17 protein-coding genes are annotated in these 18,526 nt (G+C 66.9%); 13 read left to right on the top strand and 4 right to left on the bottom strand.

The annotated features are described in order from the left end of the window. Nucleotides 1-209 precede the first annotated feature (209 nt). On the top strand, nucleotides 210-896 hold the full coding sequence (ispD, locus tag LJE63_06870) for a 2-C-methyl-D-erythritol 4-phosphate cytidylyltransferase (GenBank protein ID MCG6906332.1): 687 nt from the start codon (nucleotides 210-212) through the stop codon (nucleotides 894-896). On the opposite strand, the gene LJE63_06865 is transcribed toward ispD, so the two are convergent. Then, nucleotides 878-1,387, bottom strand: coding sequence for a TIGR00725 family protein (locus tag LJE63_06865; protein ID MCG6906331.1), 510 nt, complete (start codon nucleotides 1,385-1,387; stop codon nucleotides 878-880). The two genes, ispD and LJE63_06865, sit on opposite strands and share 19 nt — an antisense overlap. Further along, nucleotides 1,372-2,367: a uridine diphosphate-N-acetylglucosamine-binding protein YvcK gene (gene yvcK / locus LJE63_06860; GenBank protein MCG6906330.1), complete on the bottom strand. Its 996-nt coding sequence runs from the start codon at nucleotides 2,365-2,367 to the stop codon at nucleotides 1,372-1,374. Before yvcK ends, LJE63_06865 begins: the two co-directional genes overlap by 16 nt. Before the next feature lie 209 nt (nucleotides 2,368-2,576). Here yvcK and LJE63_06855 point away from each other — a divergent pair, with 209 nt between their 5' ends. The 8 genes from LJE63_06855 (at nucleotide 2,577) to LJE63_06820 (ending at nucleotide 11,650) form a co-directional block, all read left to right on the top strand. Next, entirely contained in the window at nucleotides 2,577-2,894 is a 318-nt protein-coding gene (locus tag LJE63_06855) for a divalent-cation tolerance protein CutA (GenBank protein ID MCG6906329.1), read from the top strand. A gap of 241 nt (nucleotides 2,895-3,135) precedes the next feature. Next, a complete protein-coding gene (gene parE, locus LJE63_06850; protein MCG6906328.1) occupies nucleotides 3,136-5,052 on the top strand; it encodes a DNA topoisomerase IV subunit B in 1,917 nt (638 codons plus the stop codon). Between the two features lie 21 nt (nucleotides 5,053-5,073). Further along, entirely contained in the window at nucleotides 5,074-7,347 is a 2,274-nt protein-coding gene (gene parC, locus LJE63_06845) for a DNA topoisomerase IV subunit A (protein MCG6906327.1), read from the top strand. A 22-nt stretch (nucleotides 7,348-7,369) separates the two neighbouring features. Then, the gene (locus LJE63_06840; protein MCG6906326.1) at nucleotides 7,370-8,296 is read left to right on the top strand and encodes a DMT family transporter; all 927 of its coding nucleotides are present in this window, start codon (nucleotides 7,370-7,372) and stop codon (nucleotides 8,294-8,296) included. A gap of 44 nt (nucleotides 8,297-8,340) precedes the next feature. After that, nucleotides 8,341-9,231: an EamA family transporter gene (locus LJE63_06835; GenBank protein MCG6906325.1), complete on the top strand. Its 891-nt coding sequence runs from the start codon at nucleotides 8,341-8,343 to the stop codon at nucleotides 9,229-9,231. Between the two features lie 64 nt (nucleotides 9,232-9,295). Continuing rightward, on the top strand, nucleotides 9,296-9,973 hold the full coding sequence (locus tag LJE63_06830; GenBank protein MCG6906324.1) for a response regulator transcription factor: 678 nt from the start codon (nucleotides 9,296-9,298) through the stop codon (nucleotides 9,971-9,973). Beyond that, nucleotides 9,966-11,366, top strand: a complete 1,401-nt coding sequence (locus LJE63_06825; GenBank protein MCG6906323.1) for a HAMP domain-containing protein — start codon at nucleotides 9,966-9,968, stop codon at nucleotides 11,364-11,366. The genes LJE63_06830 and LJE63_06825 overlap by 8 nt, the downstream gene beginning before the upstream one ends. Nucleotides 11,367-11,467: 101 nt before the next feature. Further along, nucleotides 11,468-11,650, top strand: coding sequence for a zinc ribbon domain-containing protein (locus tag LJE63_06820; GenBank protein MCG6906322.1), 183 nt, complete (start codon nucleotides 11,468-11,470; stop codon nucleotides 11,648-11,650). Nucleotides 11,651-11,770: 120 nt separating this feature from the next. Here LJE63_06820 and LJE63_06815 read toward each other — a convergent pair whose 3' ends face one another. Beyond that, nucleotides 11,771-13,060: an aminopeptidase P N-terminal domain-containing protein gene (locus LJE63_06815; protein MCG6906321.1), complete on the bottom strand. Its 1,290-nt coding sequence runs from the start codon at nucleotides 13,058-13,060 to the stop codon at nucleotides 11,771-11,773. 321 nt (nucleotides 13,061-13,381) lie between these two features. Here LJE63_06815 and LJE63_06810 point away from each other — a divergent pair, with 321 nt between their 5' ends. After that, nucleotides 13,382-14,800, top strand: coding sequence for a dynamin family protein (locus tag LJE63_06810; protein ID MCG6906320.1), 1,419 nt, complete (start codon nucleotides 13,382-13,384; stop codon nucleotides 14,798-14,800). A gap of 131 nt (nucleotides 14,801-14,931) precedes the next feature. Here LJE63_06810 and LJE63_06805 read toward each other — a convergent pair whose 3' ends face one another. Continuing rightward, nucleotides 14,932-16,392, bottom strand: coding sequence for an aminoacyl-histidine dipeptidase (locus LJE63_06805; GenBank protein ID MCG6906319.1), 1,461 nt, complete (start codon nucleotides 16,390-16,392; stop codon nucleotides 14,932-14,934). Between the two features lie 305 nt (nucleotides 16,393-16,697). On the opposite strand from LJE63_06805, the gene LJE63_06800 reads away from it, so the two are divergent. From LJE63_06800 to LJE63_06790, 3 genes are all read left to right on the top strand, one after another. Further along, nucleotides 16,698-17,120 (top strand): hypothetical protein, encoded by a 423-nt coding sequence (locus LJE63_06800; protein ID MCG6906318.1) that lies wholly within the window; start codon nucleotides 16,698-16,700, stop codon nucleotides 17,118-17,120. A gap of 12 nt (nucleotides 17,121-17,132) precedes the next feature. After that, nucleotides 17,133-17,642: a hypothetical protein gene (locus LJE63_06795; GenBank protein ID MCG6906317.1), complete on the top strand. Its 510-nt coding sequence runs from the start codon at nucleotides 17,133-17,135 to the stop codon at nucleotides 17,640-17,642. 69 nt (nucleotides 17,643-17,711) lie between these two features. After that, complete coding sequence (locus tag LJE63_06790; GenBank protein MCG6906316.1) at nucleotides 17,712-18,095, top strand: rhodanese-like domain-containing protein; 384 nt, start codon at nucleotides 17,712-17,714, stop codon at nucleotides 18,093-18,095. Nucleotides 18,096-18,526: the final 431 nt, after the last annotated feature.

Genomic DNA, 18,526 nt, shown 5'->3' with positions numbered 1-18,526 from the left:
CGCTTCTCGCAGCCGGCGGGCCCTGTGGAACGCGCTTGCGCTCAGACAGCCACAGGGCCTTTATCGCCGGCTGCTGGGATGCTCGGCCCGGGACGACGGGACATAAAACGCCTGCTGCACCAGACGATGTAAATCCGGCTGTCGTCTTTGAAAAACACCCTCTGGATTTTGGCTTACCGCTTCATCAACCTTTCGGAAGGGGCCTTAAGGTGATCTCCGCCATCATTGTCGCCGGTGGCAGCGGCTCGCGCCTGCCGGGGGCGCTGCGCAAACAGTACCGGCCGCTGGCCGGGCAGGCGGTGCTGGCGCGCACTTTGGCGGTCTTCGAGGCCAGCCCGGTGGTGGACTCCCTGGTTTTGGTGGTGCCTGGGGAGGACTTGGATTACTGTCGGGAAAATTTCCTGGCGGCGCTGGGCAAACCGGTTGAACTGGTCGCCGGCGGGCGGGAGCGCCAGGAGTCGGTCTACCACGGGCTCTGCCGCTGTCCGCAGGGTGAGGGGGACTTGGTGGTGATCCACGATGCCGTGCGCCCGCTGCTGGCGGCCCATAATCTGGCGGGCTGCGTGGCGGGTGCGCGCCGCTGGGGGGCCAGCATCCTGGCGGTTCCGGCGGTGGACACCCTCAAGCGGGTCGGCCCCGGGGGCCTGGTAGAGGCCACCTGTGATCGCCGCAACATCTGGCTGGCGCAGACCCCCCAGGCGTTTCGCACCGGGCTGATCTTCAAGGCCCACCAGCGGGCGCGGCGCGAGGGGGTGACGGCCACCGACGACGCCCAGCTGGTGGAGCGCCTGGGAGCGCCGGTGCATGTGGTCGCCGGCAGCCGCACCAACCTGAAGATCACCACCGCCGAAGACCTGATCCTGGCCGAGGCGCTGCTTCAGGCCGGGTGTGTTTGAAGGCCCATGGGGTTCAGGCGCCGGATTTCGGCGGCGGCCTCCTCGGGGGTGGCAGCCAGGAGCAGCCGGCCGGCGGCCGCCTGGGCGGCAAAAGCCCCGCGGACATCGAAATCCAGCAGAATCACCGTTTTACCGGCTTTGAGGGCCAGGGCGATCTCCGACAGCGTGCCGGCCCCGCCGGCGCAGGCCACCACCACGTCGCTGGAGAGAACGTTGATGGCGTTGCGGGCGCTGCCCATGCCGGTGACGATCGCAACGTCAATCCAGGGGGCCGCCTGGCGGCGGTCGGCATCCGGCAGGACCCCCACCGTCAGCCCGCCGCGTTCCCGGGCGCCGCGCGCCGAGGCGGCCATCACCCCGCAGTTGCGGCCGCCATTCAGCAAAATCCAGCCCGCATCGGCGATCAATTGCCCCAGCCGGTAGGCCAGCTCGGCGGTGCGCGGGTCCACCGCCCCGCCGCCCATCACCCCCACGATCAGTCGGCGGGGCATGGGTCGGGCTCCTGTTCCCCGGATATGATCCGCATGATCAGCGCCGCCAGTTTCTTGGCGTCGTGGCGCACAATGCCCCCCGAGGTTTCCAACAGATCGGCGGTGTAGACGGTGCGGCCGGACCAGCTGGGGTCCCGGAAATCGCAGATCACGAACTCGGCCTTCTGACCGGCGTATTTCGTCAGCAGGTCCGCATCCGGCCGGCGGGTGTTGACCACCACCCCGTCGACTTTGCGCTCCAGACACGTCTCCAGGGTGCCCACAAAGTCGCGCCCCATGAAATTGTGGGTCTCCCCGAACTTGGTCATGATGTTGAGCACGTAGATCAGCTTGGCGCGGGTTTCCCGCAGCACCTGGCACACGCCGGGGACCACCAGGTTGGAGAAGATGCTGGTAAACAGGTCCCCGGGGCCGATGATGACGTGGTCGGCCTCGCGGATGGCACTGATCACCGGGGGGTAGACCGAGATGGCGTCGCTGTGGTGGGGCACCAGGAAGACCTCCTGAATTTTTTCCCGCTGGTTGCCTCGGGGCACGTCGATGGCGCTCTCCCCGTAGACGTGGCTGCCGTTGGTGAGGCGCGCCACAAGGGTGGCCTTGTCGATGGTCACCGGCAGGATGTCGCCCCTGACGTCCAGGATTTCGGCCAGGGCCTGAATCCCCGCCGGAAAACTGCCGATGTAGCGCGACAGCATGGTGAGGAGCATATTGCCGGCATTGTGCCCGCGCAGGCGCGGGTCCTGCCGAAAGCGTTTGAGCAGCAGGGCGCGGGCGGTCTCCTGGAACGGGGAGAGCGCCAGGATGCACTTCAGCGCGTCCCCCGGCGGCAGAATCCCCAGCTCGTCGCGCAGCCGCCCGGTGCTACCGCCGCTGTCCACCATCGAGACCACCGCCGTCAGGTGGATGCCGGCTTCATCCCGCAATCCGGAGAGCAGGGCGAACTGGCCGCTGCCGCCGCCGATGGTCACGATTTTTTTCATCTGCGCCCGTCATCTCCCGGCGATCTGATCCTGTCACCTGCCGCTGGCGACGGCCCGCCCAGCGCGCCTTCGCCCATTCGCCGGGTTCTTAGCATGCCTGCGCTGCAAATGCAAAAGGGCGCCTGCCGATGCGGCCAGCGACCGGGCTGAAACTCGCCCGGCCGCTAACCCCGCCGGCTGCCGCCCGAAAAATCAAGGAGGATTTCCCCATGCAAGCCCAGATAGTCTACATGACGGCCGGCGATCTGGCCGAGGCCCGGCGCATCGGCCGGACCCTGGTGGAAGAGCGCCTGGCGGCCTGCGTCAACATCATCGACGGCATGCGCGCCGTCTACCGCTGGGAAGGCGAGCTGCAGGAGGGCCAGGAGGTCGTGGTGATCGCCAAGACCGTGGCCGCCAAGGTCGATGCGCTGGTGGCGCGCGTCAAGGCCCTTCACAGCTATGAGTGCTGCTGCGTCCTGGCGCTGCCGGTGACCGCCGGAAACCCGCCTTTTCTGGACTGGATCGCCGCTGAAGTGGCCCCCTGAACCGCTCGCGGCCCGAAAATGGTCCGCACCAAACCAGCGGGTGGTGTAATCCCCTCAAGCGCGGTTGGGCGCGGGCTTGCGGCCGACCGCCGCCCCTCTGGGGCCGCAAATGCAATTGCATAAAAAACAAAAATCGGTATGATGCCCGATCCCGTCATGCCGATTTCAAACTCCGCCCCCCGCCCCGGCTGCATTCCGGCCGTCGCCGGAGGTCGGGTCCGGTGGCGGGTGTAAGGGACTCATGCCCAAGGAAAGCTACACGGCCGAATCAATCGAGGTCCTGCGGGGCCTGGCGCCGGTCAAGCGCCGGCCGGGGATGTACACCGACACCGAGCGCCCCAACCACCTCGGCCAGGAGGTCATCGACAACAGCGTCGACGAGGCCATCGCCGGCTTTGCCGACCGGATCGAGGTGCGACTGCATACCGACGGCTCGCTTGAGGTCAGTGACAACGGCCGCGGCATGCCGGTGGACATCCACCCGGAGGAGGGGATCAGCGGGGTAGAGCTGATTTTGACCCGCCTGCACGCCGGCGCGAAGTTCTCCAACAAGGACTACACCTTCTCCGGCGGTCTGCACGGGGTGGGGGTCTCGGTGGTCAACGCCCTTTCCCGGCGCCTGGAGGTGGCCATCAAGCGCGGCGGCCGGCGCTACGAGATCGCCTTCGAAGGCGGTGAGAAGTGCGGCGAGCTGGCCGACGTCGGCGCCGTGGGGCAGCGCAACACCGGCACCAGCCTGCGGTTTTGGCCGGACCCGGACTATTTCGAAGTCCCGCGCTTCTCGCTCCGGCGCTTGAGGCACGTCCTGCGGGCCAAAGCGGTGCTGTGCCCGGGCCTGACGGTCTCTTTCACCAACGACCTCAGCGGCGAAAGCGAGACCTGGTGTTATGCCGACGGGCTAAAAGACTACCTCGACGACAGCCTCTGCAACTACGAGCTGCTGCCCGAAGCGCCGCTGGTGGGCGAATTCGCCGGCAGCGCCGAGGCCCTCAACTGGGCCGTGGTCTGGCTGCCCGAAGGGGGCGAGCTGGTCACCGAAAGCTATGTCAACCTGATTCCCACGCCCCAGGGCGGCACCCACGTCAACGGCTTTCGCAGCGGGCTGCTGGCCTCCATCCGGGAGTTCTGCGACTTCCGCAAACTGGCCCCGCGGGGTGTCAAACTGGCCCCCGACGATATCTGGGAGCGCTGCTGCTACGTGCTGTCGGTCAAGATGCAGAATCCCCAGTTCTCCGGCCAGACCAAGGAGCGGCTCTCCTCGCGCCAGTGTGCGGCCTTCGTCTCCGGGGCGGTCCGCGACGCCTTCAGCCTGTGGCTCAACCAGCACACCGAGGTCGGCGAGCAGCTGGCCCAAATGGCGCTGGCCAACGCCCAGCAACGGCTGCGGGCGGGCAGGAAGGTGGCTCGTAAACGGGTGGCCAGCGGGCCGGCCCTGCCCGGCAAGCTGGCCGACTGCGTGCTGCAGGACCCGCTGCGCAGCGAGCTCTTTCTGGTGGAGGGCGACTCCGCCGGCGGGTCGGCCAAGCAGGCCCGCGACCGCCAATTCCAGGCGGTCATGCCGCTGCGCGGCAAGATCCTGAACACCTGGGAGGTGGATTCGGCCGAGGTGCTGAGCTCCAAGGAGATTCACGACATCGCGGTCGCCATCGGGGTGGACCCCGGCTCCGGAGAGCTCGGCGGGCTGCGCTACGCCAAAATCTGCATTCTGGCCGATGCCGACTCCGACGGCCTGCACATCGCGACCCTGCTGTGTGCGCTCTTTTTGCAGCACTTCCGGCCGCTGATCCAAGCCGGCCACGTCTACGTCGCCATGCCGCCGCTGTACCGGATCGACGTGGGGCAGGAGGTCTACTACGCCCTGGACGAATCCGAAAAACAGGCTGTCCTGGACCGGATCGAAGCCAAAAAGAAAGCCGCGCGGGTCAACGTCCAGCGTTTCAAGGGCCTGGGGGAAATGAACCCGTTGCAGCTGCGGGAAACCACCATGGCCCCCGACACCCGGCGGCTGGTGCAGCTGACGCTGGCCTCCGGCGACAAGGCCCTCGGCCTGATGGACATGCTGCTGGCCAAGCGGCGGGCCGCCGACCGACGCGGCTGGCTGGAAGCACGCGGGCAGCTCGGGCCCGCGGCTGCGCCCGAAGAACCTGACACCGCCTGAAAGGAGAACCACCGAAGCCCTATGTCTGACCCCTCCCGATTGAGCCTGGACGGCGTCGAGCAGCTGCCTTTCGAGGAATTTGCCGAAAAGGCCTACCTCGAATACGCCATGTACGTGATCCTGGACCGCGCCCTGCCCCACATCGGCGACGGGCTCAAGCCGGTCCAGCGGCGCATCGTTTACGCCATGTCAGAACTGGGGCTGAAGTCCAGCGCCAAGTTCAAGAAGTCGGCGCGCACCGTGGGCGACGTGCTGGGCAAGTTCCACCCCCACGGGGATTCGGCCTGCTACGAGGCCATGGTTCTGATGGCCCAGGATTTTTCCTATCGCTACCCGCTGATCGAAGGCCAGGGCAACTGGGGCGCGGCCGACGACCCCAAATCCTTCGCCGCCATGCGCTACACCGAGGCGCGGCTCTCGCCCTATGCCGAGCTCCTGCTGGGGGAGCTGGGGCAGGGTACGGTGGACTGGGGGCCCAATTTTGACGGTACCCTGGTGGAGCCCCTGCTGCTGCCGGCGCGCCTGCCCAACCTGCTGCTCAACGGCGCCACCGGCATCGCGGTGGGGATGGCCACCGACATCCCGCCCCACAACCTGGGAGAGGTCGCCCAGGCCCTGGTGCACCTCCTGCAGCACCCCGACGCCGACCTGGAGGCCCTCTGCACCTTCATCCAGGGGCCCGACTTTCCCACCGCGGCTGAAATCATCACGCCGCCCGCGGAGCTGCGCAACATCTACCGCAGCGGCAGCGGCACGCTGCGCATGCGCGCCGCCTACTACCGCGAAAACGGCGATATCGTCGTCACCGCCCTGCCGCACCAGGTCTCCGGGGCCAAGGTCCTGGAACAGATCGCCGCCCAGATGGCCGCCAAGAAGCTGCCCCTGGTGGCCGACCTGCGGGACGAGTCCGACCACGAGGAGCCCACCCGCCTGGTGATCGTGCCGCGCTCAAACCGCGTGGAGGTCGCCCAACTGATGGCCCACCTCTTTGCCACCACCGACATGGAGCGCACCTACCGCGTCAACCTGAACATGATCGGGGTCGACGGCCGCCCCCGGGTCAGGGGGCTCGTGGAGATCCTGACGGAGTGGCTGGCTTTTCGCCTGACCACGGTCCGGCGGCGTCTGCAGCACCGCCTGGACAAGGTCCTGGCGCGGCTGCATGTTTTGGAGGGCCTGCTGATCGCCTTTTTGGACATCGACACGGTGATCGCCATCATCCGCTCCGAGGATCACCCCAAACCGGTTCTGATGGCGCGCTTCGGACTGACCGAGATCCAGGCTGAGGCGATCCTGGAGCTCAAGCTGCGCCATTTGGCCAGGCTCGAGGAAACCCGCATACGCGGTGAGCAGGCCGAGCTGGCGGCCGAGCGCGACCGGCTGGCGGATGTCCTGGGCAGCGAGGCCCGTTTGAAAGCCCTGGTGGCCGATGAAATCGCCGCCGACGCCGAAAAATACGGGGATGCGCGGCGCTCACCGATCGTCGCTCGGGCCGAGGCCCAGGCGCTTTCGGAGACCGACATCCTGCCCGCCGAGCCGATGACGGTGGTGCTCTCGGTCAACGGCTGGGTGCGGGCGGCCAAAGGGCACGAGGTCGAACCCGAGCGGCTGAGCTACAAGGCCGGCGACGGGTTCCACTCCGCCGCCTTGGGGCGCAGCAACCAGCTGGCCGTCTTCCTGGATTCCACCGGCCGCAGCTACGCCCTGCCGGTCCACAGCCTGCCCTCGGCGCGCGGCCAGGGGGAGCCCCTCAGCGGGCGGCTGAGCCTGCCCGCCGGGGCCGAATTCAGCGCCGTGCTGATAGAGGAACCCGGCCAGCGCCTGCTCCTGGCCAGCGATGCCGGCTACGGCTTCGTGGCCCGCATGGAGGACCTCTTCAGCCGCAACCGCGCCGGCAAGGCCGTCCTGAGCCTGCCCAAGGGGGCCCGCCCGCTGCCCCCCTGCCGCCTGACGGAAAAAGACGGTGATCTGTTGGCCGCGGTCACCTCGCAGGGGCGCATGCTGGTCTTCGCGGTGGATGAGCTGCCCACCCTGGCGCGCGGCAAGGGCAACAAGATCGTCCACATTCCCGCCAAAAAGGCGGCCGCCCGGGAGGAGCTGCTGACCCATCTGGCGGTCTTTTCCCCCGGCAGCAATTTGGTGGTCCACGCCGGCCGGCAGCATTTCACCCTCAAGCCCGGAAACATCGCCGATTTCCAAGGCGAACGCGGGCGTCGCGGCCGGGCGCTGCCCCGGGGCTTCCAGAAGGTGGAGCGCCTGGAGGTCGTCGTCCCCCAACAACTGACCCTGCTGTGAGCCGCTCGGAGAACCGCAACCGATGCTGCGAACCCTGAAATCAGACGCCCTCCTGATGCTCACCGCCACCATCTGGGGGTTTGCCTTCGTGGCCCAGCGGATGGGGATGGAGCACCTCGGACCGTTCACCTTCAACGGGGTGCGCTTCGCCCTGGGGAGCCTCTCGCTGGTCCCGTTGGTGCTGCTCAAGCGCAGGCACCCGTCGGCGGCGGCGGCGCTGGTGCCCCCGGCCGACGGCAGAACGATCCTCTGGGGCGGCGTTCTGGCCGGGGTGGCGCTTTTCATGGGGGCGTCGCTGCAGCAGGCCGGGCTGGTCTACACCACCGCGGGCAACGCCGGCTTCATCACCGGCCTCTACGTGGTGATCGTGCCCCTTCTGGGACTCTTCTGGAAGCAGCGCCCCGATCTGGGGACCTGGGTCGGGGCCGTGCTGGCCGCCGTCGGGCTCTACCTGCTGAGCGTCACCGCGGCCTTCAGGATCGCCTTCGGCGACCTGCTGGTGCTGGTGGGCGCCTTTTTCTGGGCGCTCCACGTGCTGATCATCGGCTGGCTGTCGCCCCGGATCGAATCGGTCCTGCTGGCCTGCATCCAGTTTGCGGTTTGCGCGCTGCTCAGCCTGATCACCGCCGCGGCCCTGGAAACCGCGACGCCGGCGGCGGTGATGGCAGCCGCGCTGCCGATTCTCTACGGTGGGCTGCTGTCGGTGGGGGTCGCCTACACCCTGCAGGTGGTGGCCCAGCGGGATGCCCGCCCCGCCCACGCCGCCATCATCCTCAGCCTGGAGTCGGTCTTTGCGGCCCTGGGCGGCTGGCTGCTGCTGGGGGAGATCCTCACCGGGCGTGCGCTGCTGGGCTGCAGCCTGATGATGGCCGGCATGCTGCTCTCCCAGCTGCACGCGTTCGTCTTTCGTCAGAAACGGCTGGACTCGTTGCCGGCCGCCGGCGCGTAAGCCGTCGGCGCGGGGGGACGCCCTCGGTGCTGAATTGCCGCCCAGTGAAAGGACAGGCCATCAAACTCAAGGGATACGGATTCATCCTGCTGGCGGCGGCGCTCTGGGGCATGATCGGCCCCTTTTCGCGGCTGGCCTTTCGCGAAGGCGTGGCCCCGCTGGAGGCCGCTTTCTGGCGGGCGACCATGGCCTGGGTCTGTTTCGGGCTGCACGCCCTGGTTCTCGGCGAGGTGCGTCTTAAGCGGCGCGACATCGCCCCGCTGCTGGGGTTTGCCGTCAGCGGGGTGACGCTCTTTTACGGCTCCTACCAGATCGCCATCCGGGAGGGCGGTGCGGCCCTGGCCGCGGTGCTGCTCTACACCGCGCCCGCCTGGGTGGCCCTGATCTCGCGGGTTATTTTCAAGGAGCCCATGGGCCCCCTGAAACTCCTGGCACTGGCGCTCACCCTGGTCGGGGTGGCGGTGGTCTCGCTGGGGGCGGGCGGCATCGACCTCGGCAGCCCCGGCGCCAACCCCCTGATCGCCGTCGGCGCGGGACTCGTGGCGGGGTTCTGTTACGCACTCTACTACATCTTCGGCAAATACTTCTCCGGGCGCTACAGCTCACCCAACCTCTTTTTCTACATGCTGCCGGTGGGGGCGCTGGGACTTTTGCCCTGGGTCTCTCTGGGCGCCAGGAGCCCGCTGGCCTGGCTGGCGCTTGGCACCGTGGCGCTGGTATCGACCTACGGCGCCTACCTCTGCTACTATAAGGGGCTTTATTATTTGGAACCCACCCGGGCGGCCATCGTTGCCAGCCTGGAGCCGGTGATCGCCGGTGTGGTGGCCTTCCTGTGGTGGGGGGAGTATTTCAGCCCGGCGGGGTATTTGGGCAGTTCGCTCGTCCTGGGGGCTGTTTTCTGCATCATCTGGGACGGTGGCCGGGGTACGGGCTGAGGGCCCCGGAAAAACCTGCGGGGAGGGCATCGGCCGCCCAGCGCGACGAAAGGAGGGTGCCCCTATGCGGCTGCTGCTGGTGGAAGACGACCGCAAGATCGCCTCGTTTGTCATCGCGGGCTTCAAGGCCGCCGGCTTTGCGGTGGACCACGCCGCCGACGGCGAGACCGGCCTGGCTTTGGCGACCAGTGAACCCTATGACGTGCTGGTGGTGGATCTCATGCTGCCGCGCCTGGACGGGTTGACCCTGATCCAGCGTCTCCGCCGGGCGCGGGTCGCCACGCCGTTGATCATCCTGAGCGCCAAGGGCGCCATCGACGACCGGGTGCGCGGCCTCCAGGCCGGCGGCGACGACTACCTCACCAAACCGTTCGCCTTCTCGGAGCTCCTGGCCCGGGTGCAGGCCCTGATCCGGCGCGCCGGCGGCCTTTCCGAGCCCACCCGGCTGGCGGCCGCCGATCTGACCCTGGATCTCATCAGCCGCGAGGTGCGGCGCGCCGGGCGCAAGATCGATCTGCAGCCCCTGGAGTTCTCGCTCTTGGAGTACCTGCTGCGCAACGTCGGCCGGGTGGTTTCCAAAACAATGATCATGGAGCATGTCTGGGACTACAACTTCGATCCCCAGACCAATGTGGTCGAGGCCCGCATCTGCCGGCTGCGGGACAAGATCGACAAGGGCTTTGCGCCCAGGCTGATTCACACCGTGCGCGGGGTGGGCTATGTCCTCAGGGAAGATGGTTAGGCGCCGCGGCAGCCTGGCCTTTCGACTGACCCTCTGGTACGCGGGGGTTTTCACGCTCTCCAGCGGGGTGGCCTTCCTGTTCTTTTATTTCCTGATCACCACCACCCTGCGCGAGGCCGTCGACCGCGATCTACAGGATCAGCTGGCGGCCTTCGGGCGTGTGATGCGCGCCGGCGGAATCGAAGGCGTGCGGCGGGCGGCGATCCTCGAGGCCCAGGCGGCGGGGGAGAAAAAGATCTTCATCCGCCTGCTCTACCCCAGCGGGGCGGCCTTTTCCTCCTCCAACATCTCCTACTGGGAAAATATCGGGATTAACCGACAGGCCCTGGGCGCCCTGATTGGCGGGTCGCCGCCGGTGCTGGAAACCGTCCGGGTGGACGCCCGCCGGATCCCGGTGCGCATCCTCTACGGATTGATCGGACCCGGCGTGGTGCTGCAGATCGGCCAATCCCTGGAGCACTATGTGGGGATTATCCAGACCTTCCGCCGGGTTTTTCTGGGCACCCTCTCGCTTCTGATTCTGGCCGCCGCCCTGGGGGGCTGGTTCCTCGCCCGGCGGGCGCTGGTGGGGGTGCAAAACGTCACCCGCACGGCGCGCCGCATCTCCGCCGGCAGCCTGGAGGAGCGGGTGCCGCTTCAGGCCCGGGGCGACGAGATCGATCAGCTGGCGCTGACCTTCAACGGCATGCTGGACCGCATCCAGACCCTGGTGACCGGCATCAAGGAGATGAACGACAACATCGCCCACGATCTCAAAAGCCCGGTGACCCGCATCCGGGGGGCTGCCGAGATCGCCCTCACCACCGGCCGCAGTCTGGCCGACTACCAGGCCATGGCCGGCAGCACCATCGAGGAGTGTGACCGGCTGCTGGACATGATCACCACCATGCTGACCATTTCGCGGACCGAAGCCGGCGTCGACCGGCCGCAGTTGGGGGATCTGGACCTGGCCGGGGTGGCCCGCGACGCCTGCGAGCTCTTCCGGCCGATGGCCGAGGATAACGGGGTTGAACTGACCATTGAGGCACCCCGGGCCTGTCACATCCGGGGCGATACCCGCATGGTTCAACGGCTGCTGGCCAATCTGGTGGACAATGCCCTGAAGTACACGCCGGCCGGGGGGCGGGTGACGGTGGCTGTTGAGGCCGCACCCGGCACCGGGTACCGTCTGAGCGTCCGGGACAGCGGGGTCGGTATCCAGCGGGCGGACCTGCCCCACGTTTTCGAGCGTTTCTACCGCTGCGACGTGAGCCGCAGCCGCTCGGGGGCCGGGTTGGGTCTCAGCCTGGCGCGGGCTATCGCCCGCGCTCACGGGACCGACATCGCAGTGGAAAGCACGCCCGGTGCGGGCAGCACCTTTAGCGTGGGCTTCGCTGCCGCCGCAGCCCCATGAGGCGCTATTTTTTTTCAAAAAACCCCCAAACCCCTTGACGCCGTATGTCGAAACAGTATATTTAGACCGCTTTAAATCAACCAGTCGAAAGGGATTGCGTCATGCCGGTCTATGAATTCAAATGCCCCGATGGCACCATTACCGAGCGTCTTGTGCGGATGGACACCGAAAAGATCGATTGCCCCAAGTGTGGTCAGAAGGCCGTCAAGATCATGTCCCAGTGTTCGTTCAAACTCAAAGGCGGCGGGTGGTACGCCGACGGCTACGCCTCCAGCAAGAAATAAGCGCCTTCTTAAGGGCCGAGGGTTCAAACGGGTGCGGTAACCTCACCGCATTTTTTAACTTTTTATCCCAAAGCGCTGAAATTAGTCTGTTTTTTCAGCCTGCGCCAAAAAGTTCAACAATCACCCGGCCATCAACTCTTCGATCTCATCGGCCGTGATTGGCACCGACGCCGTCAGGTCCAGCGGGTCGCCGCTGGTGACCAGAATGTCGTTTTCGATCCGCACGCCGATTCCCTCCTCACGGATGTAGATCCCCGGTTCACAAGTCAGCACCATCCCGGCATCCAAGGCCCGCCCCGGGAGGCCCACATCGTGGACGTCGAGCCCCAGGTGGTGGGAGGTGCCGTGCATGAAGTATTTCTTGTAAAGTGGCGCATCGGCCGGCTGGGCGGCCACCTCACGGGCGTCCAACAGCCCCAGGGCGATCATCTCCTTTTCGGCCACCAGCCCCACCTCGCGCTGATAGGCGGCCAGGGTGTTGCCGGGCCGCAGGCGGTCGATGGCCGCCCGCTGGATGCGCAGGACGGCGTCGTAGATCGCCCGCTGGCGGGGGCTGAAGCGGCCGTTGACGGGAACGGTGCGGGTCAGGTCCGAGGCGTAGTTGGCGTACTCCGCACCGAAATCCATCAGCACCAGGTCCCCGTCGCGGCACTGTTTGTCATTTTGGGTGTAATGCAGCACGCAGGTGTCGGCGCCGGAGGCCACGATGGGCGCGAAGGCCGGCCGGCGCGCGCGGTTGCTGAGAAAGGCGTGCACCAGTTCGGCCTCGATTTCGAATTCCCACACCCCGGGGCGGATGAAGGTCAGCAGGCGGCGAAAGGCCTGTTCGCTGATTCGGCAGGCCCGGCGGATCAGGTCCACCTCGGCGGGCGCCTTGACCACTCGCAGGTCCTGCATGATGGGCGCCAGCCGGCAGTAGCGGTGGAGCGGAAATGCCCCCCGGCACCACCGCAGAAACCGCTGGTCGCGGGTTTCCACGGACACCTCGGCCCGCAGGTGCTCGTTGGTGTTGAGGTAGATGCGCTCCGCGGCAAGCGCCAGCGGGCGGAAGACGCGCTCGAATTCGGTCAGCCAGTAAACCGTCTGCACCCCCGACAGCGCCGTGGCCTCCTCCTGGGTGAGTTTGCGGCCCTGCCAGGTGGCGATCTCCGGGTTGGTTTCCTTCACAAAAAGGATTTCGCGGTGCTTCTCCTCCTCGGCCTGCGGGCACAGCAGCAGAATGGTTTCCTCCTGATCGATCCCGCAGAGGTAGAACAGGTCGGTGTTCTGGACAAAGGAGCGGACGCCGTCGGCGCTGGTGGGCATGACGTCGTTGGCATTGAAGACCGCGACCGCGCCGGGGGGCAGGGCGTTGGTCAGACGGCGGCGGTTGCGGACGAAGAGGGTCGGGTCGATGGGGTGATATTTCATCGCGGCATCCTTTCGGGGTGATTGCGCTGCGCCGGGTGATAAGGGCCTCGACCCTAAAACCCCGGCCGGGGTGGGGGCCAATCGGCCATTCTGCGGCCGGATTTCCCCTTATGGACTGCGGGGGGGCGTGTCAAGGAGATTTTCAGGCCGGCCGGCCGGACCCGGCCGCAGACTCTTGATTGACTCGCAGAAGACATTTTGCTAAGTTTCAGAAACTGATGGAGCCCTGCGGCCTGCCGGCGACCCGGAGGCGGACGCAGATTTCAAATTCCCGTTGACCCGTCGGGCCAACGCCGCCCTGCCGAGCCTGGAGTGCCGCACATGACCAAAACCGAATCGCCCCCCGGCGACATCCCCATGTACCGGGAGAATTACATCAACGCGCTGCGCGCCGAGCTGTTGGATCTGGTGGAAAAAGAGCTCACCCCGGTGGCCCTGCGCTACGGCTACAGCGAAGTGCCCTTGGAGAGCAACATCAAGTGGCGGCCCCAGGTGCTGGTGCTGGGCAACTACTCTTCGGGCAAATCCACCCTGATCAACGAGTTCCTGGGGGGTAACATCCAGCGCACCGGGCAGGCGCCCACCGACGATTCCTTCACCGTGATCACCTTCGACGAGACCGCTCCCAGCGGCGGCCCGGTGCGGGTCACCGAGGAGCGCGACGGCCGGTTCCTGCTCAATGACCCGGAGTTTCCCTTCGAAGGCCTGAAAAAGCACGGTCAGCGCTTCGCCACCCATTTTCGCCTCAAAAAGGTCAACTCCCCCTTTCTCAGAAACCTGGCCCTGATCGATACCCCGGGGATGCTGGACAGCATCACCGAGCGCGACCGGGGCTACAACTACCAGGACGTCATCGGGGACCTGGCCCAGATCGCCGATCTGGTGCTGGTGATGTTCGACCCCCACAAGGCCGGGACGGTCCGTGAAGCCCACATCAGCCTGCGGGACACCCTGCCGACGCGGACCTTCGACGACCGGGTGCTCTTTGTGCTCAACCGCATCGACGAATGCACCTCCCTCAGCGACCTGTTGCGGGTTTACGGCACCCTGTGCTGGAACCTCTCCCAGATCACCGGCCGCAAGGACATCCCCCTGATCCACCTGACCTACTCGCCGCGCGCCATCAACGACAAGGAGGAGGTCGACACCTGTTATAGCGCCTATCTCACAGAGCTCGGCAACCAGCGGGAGGAGCTCAAAAAGGCCATCGCCGATGCGCCGCGCTACCGGTTGGACCACCTGGCGACCTTCATCGAGACCCACGGTGAACGGCTGGCCCACCTGCTGGAGGCCCTGATGGTCTACCGGCGCAAGTTTATCGGCTTTCAGATCAAAAACGCGCTTCTCGGGCTCATAGTCTGTCTGCTTGCCGGGGCGGGCGTGAGCGGCCTGCTGTCCGTCTACGGGGTGCTGACCGGCGATCCGATTTTCAACCTGGCCGTGGGCGGGGGGATCGGCGCGCTTTTCTTCGTCCTCTGGATGACCCTGCTGCGGAAATTCTTTGTCTCCCGTTTCCACCGCCGGACGCTGCAGGCGCTGGACGGGCTGACCCCGCTGGAGAACCAGACCCGGCGCGACAGCTGGCAGGCGGTGCGCCCTCTGGTGGACGCGTTTCTCAAAAAAACCGGCGGCAGCTACTCCCTGGCAAGCGTCCGACAGGAGCACAGCGCCGTGCGCAAGGTCTTCGACCGCGGCGCCCGCGAGGTGCGCGCGGCCCTCAACGAACTCGCCCGGCTCTAAATCCCAGGGGTCCTTCCCCGGGCTTTCTCCCCACCCCGCGGGACGGTCCATCCGGCCACCCACCGTGTTCTGGGTCGGCACATCGGCCGTTAGCCGCCGCTGGCTTTCCGCAAGCGGCCCCAGGCGCGGCCCTATTTGGCCCCAGCGGCCAGCCTCGCCATCACGGCCGTCAAAAACTCCCACGTCCGCCCCAGCGATGGCAGGTGCAGGCGCTCCGCCGGGGAGTGGAGGTTCTCGATGGTGGGGCCGAAGGAGATCATGTCCATCCCCGGGAAGCGGTCCCCGATCACGGCGCACTCCAGACCGGCGTGGATTACCGCCACCTCCGGCGCCCGCTGGAAAAGCCCCTGGTAGACCTCCCGGCAGCGGTCCAGCAGCGGCGAGTCCATGTCCGGCTGCCAGGCGGGGTAGGCGTTTCTGCGGATGCTGCGCGCCCCGGCAAGGGCGCTGACGGCCTCGATTTTGGCGCTGATCTCCTCCAGGCGCGACATGACGTTGCTGCGTTGACTGGTGACCACCTTCAGCTGCCGGTCCTCCAGGCCGACGGTCGCCAGGTTGGCCGAGGTCTCCACCAGCCCGGCAAAGATCCGGGACATCCCCTGGACCCCGTGGGGCAGGGCGCTCAACAGGCGCCGCACCCGGGCGCTTTGGGCCGCCGACAGCCCGTTGGCCCCGGCCCCGGGCCTCTCCGCGACGGTCAGAACGACCCTGAGATCCGGTTCCAGCTCCCGGTACTCATCCCGCAGCAAGGACTCCATGCGCGCGGCCAGCGCGGTCAACTCCGGGATCGCCTCCGGCCGGCAGGCCAGCCGGCCGACCGCCCGGCGGGGGATGGCGTTGTGGGCGTTGCCGCCCTCCAGACCCGTCAGACGGGCGGCGCCGCAGGCCGCGGCCGCCTTCAGGCAGCGGGCCAGCAGCACGATGGCGTTGGCGCGCTGCTCGTGAATGTCGACCCCCGAGTGCCCGCCGCGCAGGCCTTCGACGACCAAGGTGGCCACGGCCAGGCCTGGGGGGAGCCCCTCCGCGGCCAGGGGCAGGGTGATCTCGGTATCGCAGCCGCCGGCGCAGCCCACGGTCAAGACCCCTTCCACCTCGGAGTCGAGGTTCAGCAGGGTCCGGCCCTGGATAAACCCCGGCTCCAGGTGATGGGCGCCGGTCAGCCCGGTCTCCTCGTCCACGGTGAAGAGCAGCTCAAGCGGCGGCCGCGGCGCGCGGCTTTCGGCCGCCAGGGTGAGGGCCATGGCCAGGGCGATGCCGTTGTCCGCGCCCAGGGTGGTGCCGACGGCCTGCAGCCACTCCCCTGCGGTGATGGTCTGGATGGGGTCGGTGGTGAAGTCGTGACTGGAATCGGCCGTCTTTTCGCAGACCATGTCCATGTGACCCTGAATTACGACGGCGGGCGCGGCGGCCGGCTGCGGGATGCCCGGCACCCGGATGACCACATTGCCGGCGGCGTCCTGCTTGAAGTCCAGCTCGTGGGCCGTCGCCCAGCGGCAGAGCCAGGCGGAGATGCGCGCCTCGTTTTTGGAGCAGCGCGGGATGGTGTTGATGGTGCGAAAACAGTCGATGATGCTGTGGGTGATGTCGCTCATGGGGGTCCTTTGGGGTTTCGGTTCGACGTCTGGTCGCGGCAGGCCGACGGGGGCGCCGCCGGCCACAGCGGCAGGGCCACTGGCCGGTTTCTAATCCAAAACCCGGCGCCTGTCAAAGACCATCGCCGTGGCGGGTCGCAGGATCACGGCCGGCTGCTTAGGGCCCAGGGTCTGAACGTGATTTTGCGCTCCGCCGGCTTGCCATAGGTTCAGGGCAGTGATAGATTCATTTTTACTCGGATCGCTTCGGATTTCAGAACCGGCAGTCTTCGCGCCGCCGGATGCCTCGCAAGGCGGTAATGCCCATGGAACACATCGAATTCAAGCCGTTTGTCTGGATCCACCCCGGGGGCGGGTTTGCCAGCCGTTGTGATCTGGACGTCTTTGTCCTCGGCCCCAAGGCCCTGGTGATCGCCACCGAGCGCGAAGGGGACCCGCAGGCGGGGATCGGTGTGGCCAGCGGGGCCGAGATTCTCGCCACCATCTTGGTGCAGAAATTCGCCCTGGATCCGACCGCACTGACCTGGATCGAGCACTACCCCGAGCGCGCCATGGGCCGCGGCAGGGTATACCGTCTCGGCGAAAGCTACCAGCGCGTGACCTTTCGCTCGGACGGCGGGCGGCTGACCGCACCCCGCTGGGAGGCCATGGACCGGGAGGGCACCGCGGCCCTCATCACCGCCCTCAAGGCCGAGCCCCTGCAGGCGGTGACCCGCCCCCGGCGCTGAAAGGAGACCCGCATGAACCTCGAGGAAGCCATCACCACCGCCCTGGAGTACGAAACCCGGATACGCGATCTGTACCGGTCCGCCGCCGCCGAGAACGCCGACCCCGCGGCCCGGCGGGTTTTCGGGGCCCTCGGCGACGATGAAGAGCGGCATCTGGTCTACCTGCGGCGCCGCCTGAGGGAGTGGCGCCAATCCGGCGCGATCACGGTCGAAGCCCTGGAGAGCGTCCTGCCGCCAATGACCGCAATCCGCAGGGCGGCCGGGAGCGTCGCCGTCACCCTGGCCGAGGCCGACCGCAGCGATGAAAAGCAGATGCTCGCCAAGGCCCTGCGGGTGGAAAAGGAAACCAGCGCCTTTTACGCCCGCCTGGTGGACCGCCTGCCCGGCCCCGGCCGGGAGATGTTCGCCCGGTTTGTGGAGATCGAAAACAGCCACATCGACGCCGTTCAGTTTGAGCTGGACTACATCAGCGGCACCGGCTACTGGTTTGACTTCAAGGAGTTCGACATGGAGGACGGGTAATCCCCTGCGGCGGCGCAGGACCCGGCTCTTTCGCAATTTCAGATCACCGCGTTTCAGGCAACCGACAAGATGAAAATTTTCCTGACCGCCCTGGTCGTTCTGGCGGTCGGCTGGGAAGCCGCCTGGGTGGTTTTGGGGGTGAAGCCCTTCTGGCCTTGGCGGCACGCCGACCTGTTGGCCCTGGGGCAGACGTCGGGGTATCTCCTGGACGTTCGCTCGTCAGCGGAGTACCGCCTTTTTCGGATTCCCGGGGCGCACCACCGCCCCGAGCTGCTCTTTCGGCCCCAGGCCCTCGACGCCCTGGATCCGGCCGCCCCCATCGTGGTGGTCTGCATGACCGGCCACCGCTCGCCCTTGGTCGCCTACCGCCTGCGCCGGCGGGGGTTTCAGGAGGTTTACCATCTGACCGGCGGCATGCTGGCCTGGAAGCTGACCGGCGGCCCCACCGTTTGACAGTTCCGAACAAAAGCCCAATTTCCGCGTTGCGCTGCATCTCGAGGTCGCTGCGGCGTAAATAAGTACGCCTCACGCCGCTGAGATTTGCGCGCCGTAACTTGAACTTTCTACGAAACTTTCTGGTTTTAGGCTCTTTACCCCCTTCATCACGGTTTCAAGCCCCGCCCCCTGAGATCCGGCAGCCGCCGCCCGCCGATTTGGGGTTGCATTTCCCCGCCATCCCGTTAGACTGCCCGCCTGTTTGCCCCCCCAACCCGCAACGAGGCATGTCATGAAGGCTTTTTCGACCGGTGCAGCCCCGGCCTCCTCAAACAAACCGTCCCTGGGCTCCCAGGTGATCGTGGCCGTGCTGTGCCGGCTGGTGCTCAACACCGCCCGCCGCTTTCCCTATCCCTTCGCGCCGGCCCTCAGCCGGGGGATGGGGGTGC

It is taken from the genome of Desulfobacteraceae bacterium, assembly GCA_022340425.1.
Classification (GTDB): domain Bacteria; phylum Desulfobacterota; class Desulfobacteria; order Desulfobacterales; family JAABRJ01; genus JAABRJ01.
This window is presented reverse-complemented; position numbering and strand designations above follow the sequence as displayed.

What these genes read in the sequence shown, in the direction of transcription:
- LJE63_06865 (MCG6906331.1), bottom strand. Translation starts at nt 1,387, where the DNA reads ATGCCCCGCCGACTGATCGTGGGGGTGATGGGCGGCGGGGCGGTGGAC.
- yvcK (MCG6906330.1), bottom strand. Translation starts at nt 2,367, where the DNA reads ATGAAAAAAATCGTGACCATCGGCGGCGGCAGCGGCCAGTTCGCCCTG.
- LJE63_06855 (MCG6906329.1), top strand. Translation starts at nt 2,577, where the DNA reads ATGCAAGCCCAGATAGTCTACATGACGGCCGGCGATCTGGCCGAGGCC.
- parE (MCG6906328.1), top strand. Translation starts at nt 3,136, where the DNA reads ATGCCCAAGGAAAGCTACACGGCCGAATCAATCGAGGTCCTGCGGGGC.
- parC (MCG6906327.1), top strand. Translation starts at nt 5,074, where the DNA reads ATGTCTGACCCCTCCCGATTGAGCCTGGACGGCGTCGAGCAGCTGCCT.
- LJE63_06840 (MCG6906326.1), top strand. Translation starts at nt 7,370, where the DNA reads ATGCTGCGAACCCTGAAATCAGACGCCCTCCTGATGCTCACCGCCACC.
- LJE63_06830 (MCG6906324.1), top strand. Translation starts at nt 9,296, where the DNA reads ATGCGGCTGCTGCTGGTGGAAGACGACCGCAAGATCGCCTCGTTTGTC.
- LJE63_06825 (MCG6906323.1), top strand. Translation starts at nt 9,966, where the DNA reads ATGGTTAGGCGCCGCGGCAGCCTGGCCTTTCGACTGACCCTCTGGTAC.
- LJE63_06820 (MCG6906322.1), top strand. Translation starts at nt 11,468, where the DNA reads ATGCCGGTCTATGAATTCAAATGCCCCGATGGCACCATTACCGAGCGT.
- LJE63_06815 (MCG6906321.1), bottom strand. Translation starts at nt 13,060, where the DNA reads ATGAAATATCACCCCATCGACCCGACCCTCTTCGTCCGCAACCGCCGC.
- LJE63_06810 (MCG6906320.1), top strand. Translation starts at nt 13,382, where the DNA reads ATGACCAAAACCGAATCGCCCCCCGGCGACATCCCCATGTACCGGGAG.
- LJE63_06805 (MCG6906319.1), bottom strand. Translation starts at nt 16,392, where the DNA reads ATGAGCGACATCACCCACAGCATCATCGACTGTTTTCGCACCATCAAC.
- LJE63_06800 (MCG6906318.1), top strand. Translation starts at nt 16,698, where the DNA reads ATGGAACACATCGAATTCAAGCCGTTTGTCTGGATCCACCCCGGGGGC.
- LJE63_06795 (MCG6906317.1), top strand. Translation starts at nt 17,133, where the DNA reads ATGAACCTCGAGGAAGCCATCACCACCGCCCTGGAGTACGAAACCCGG.
- LJE63_06790 (MCG6906316.1), top strand. Translation starts at nt 17,712, where the DNA reads ATGAAAATTTTCCTGACCGCCCTGGTCGTTCTGGCGGTCGGCTGGGAA.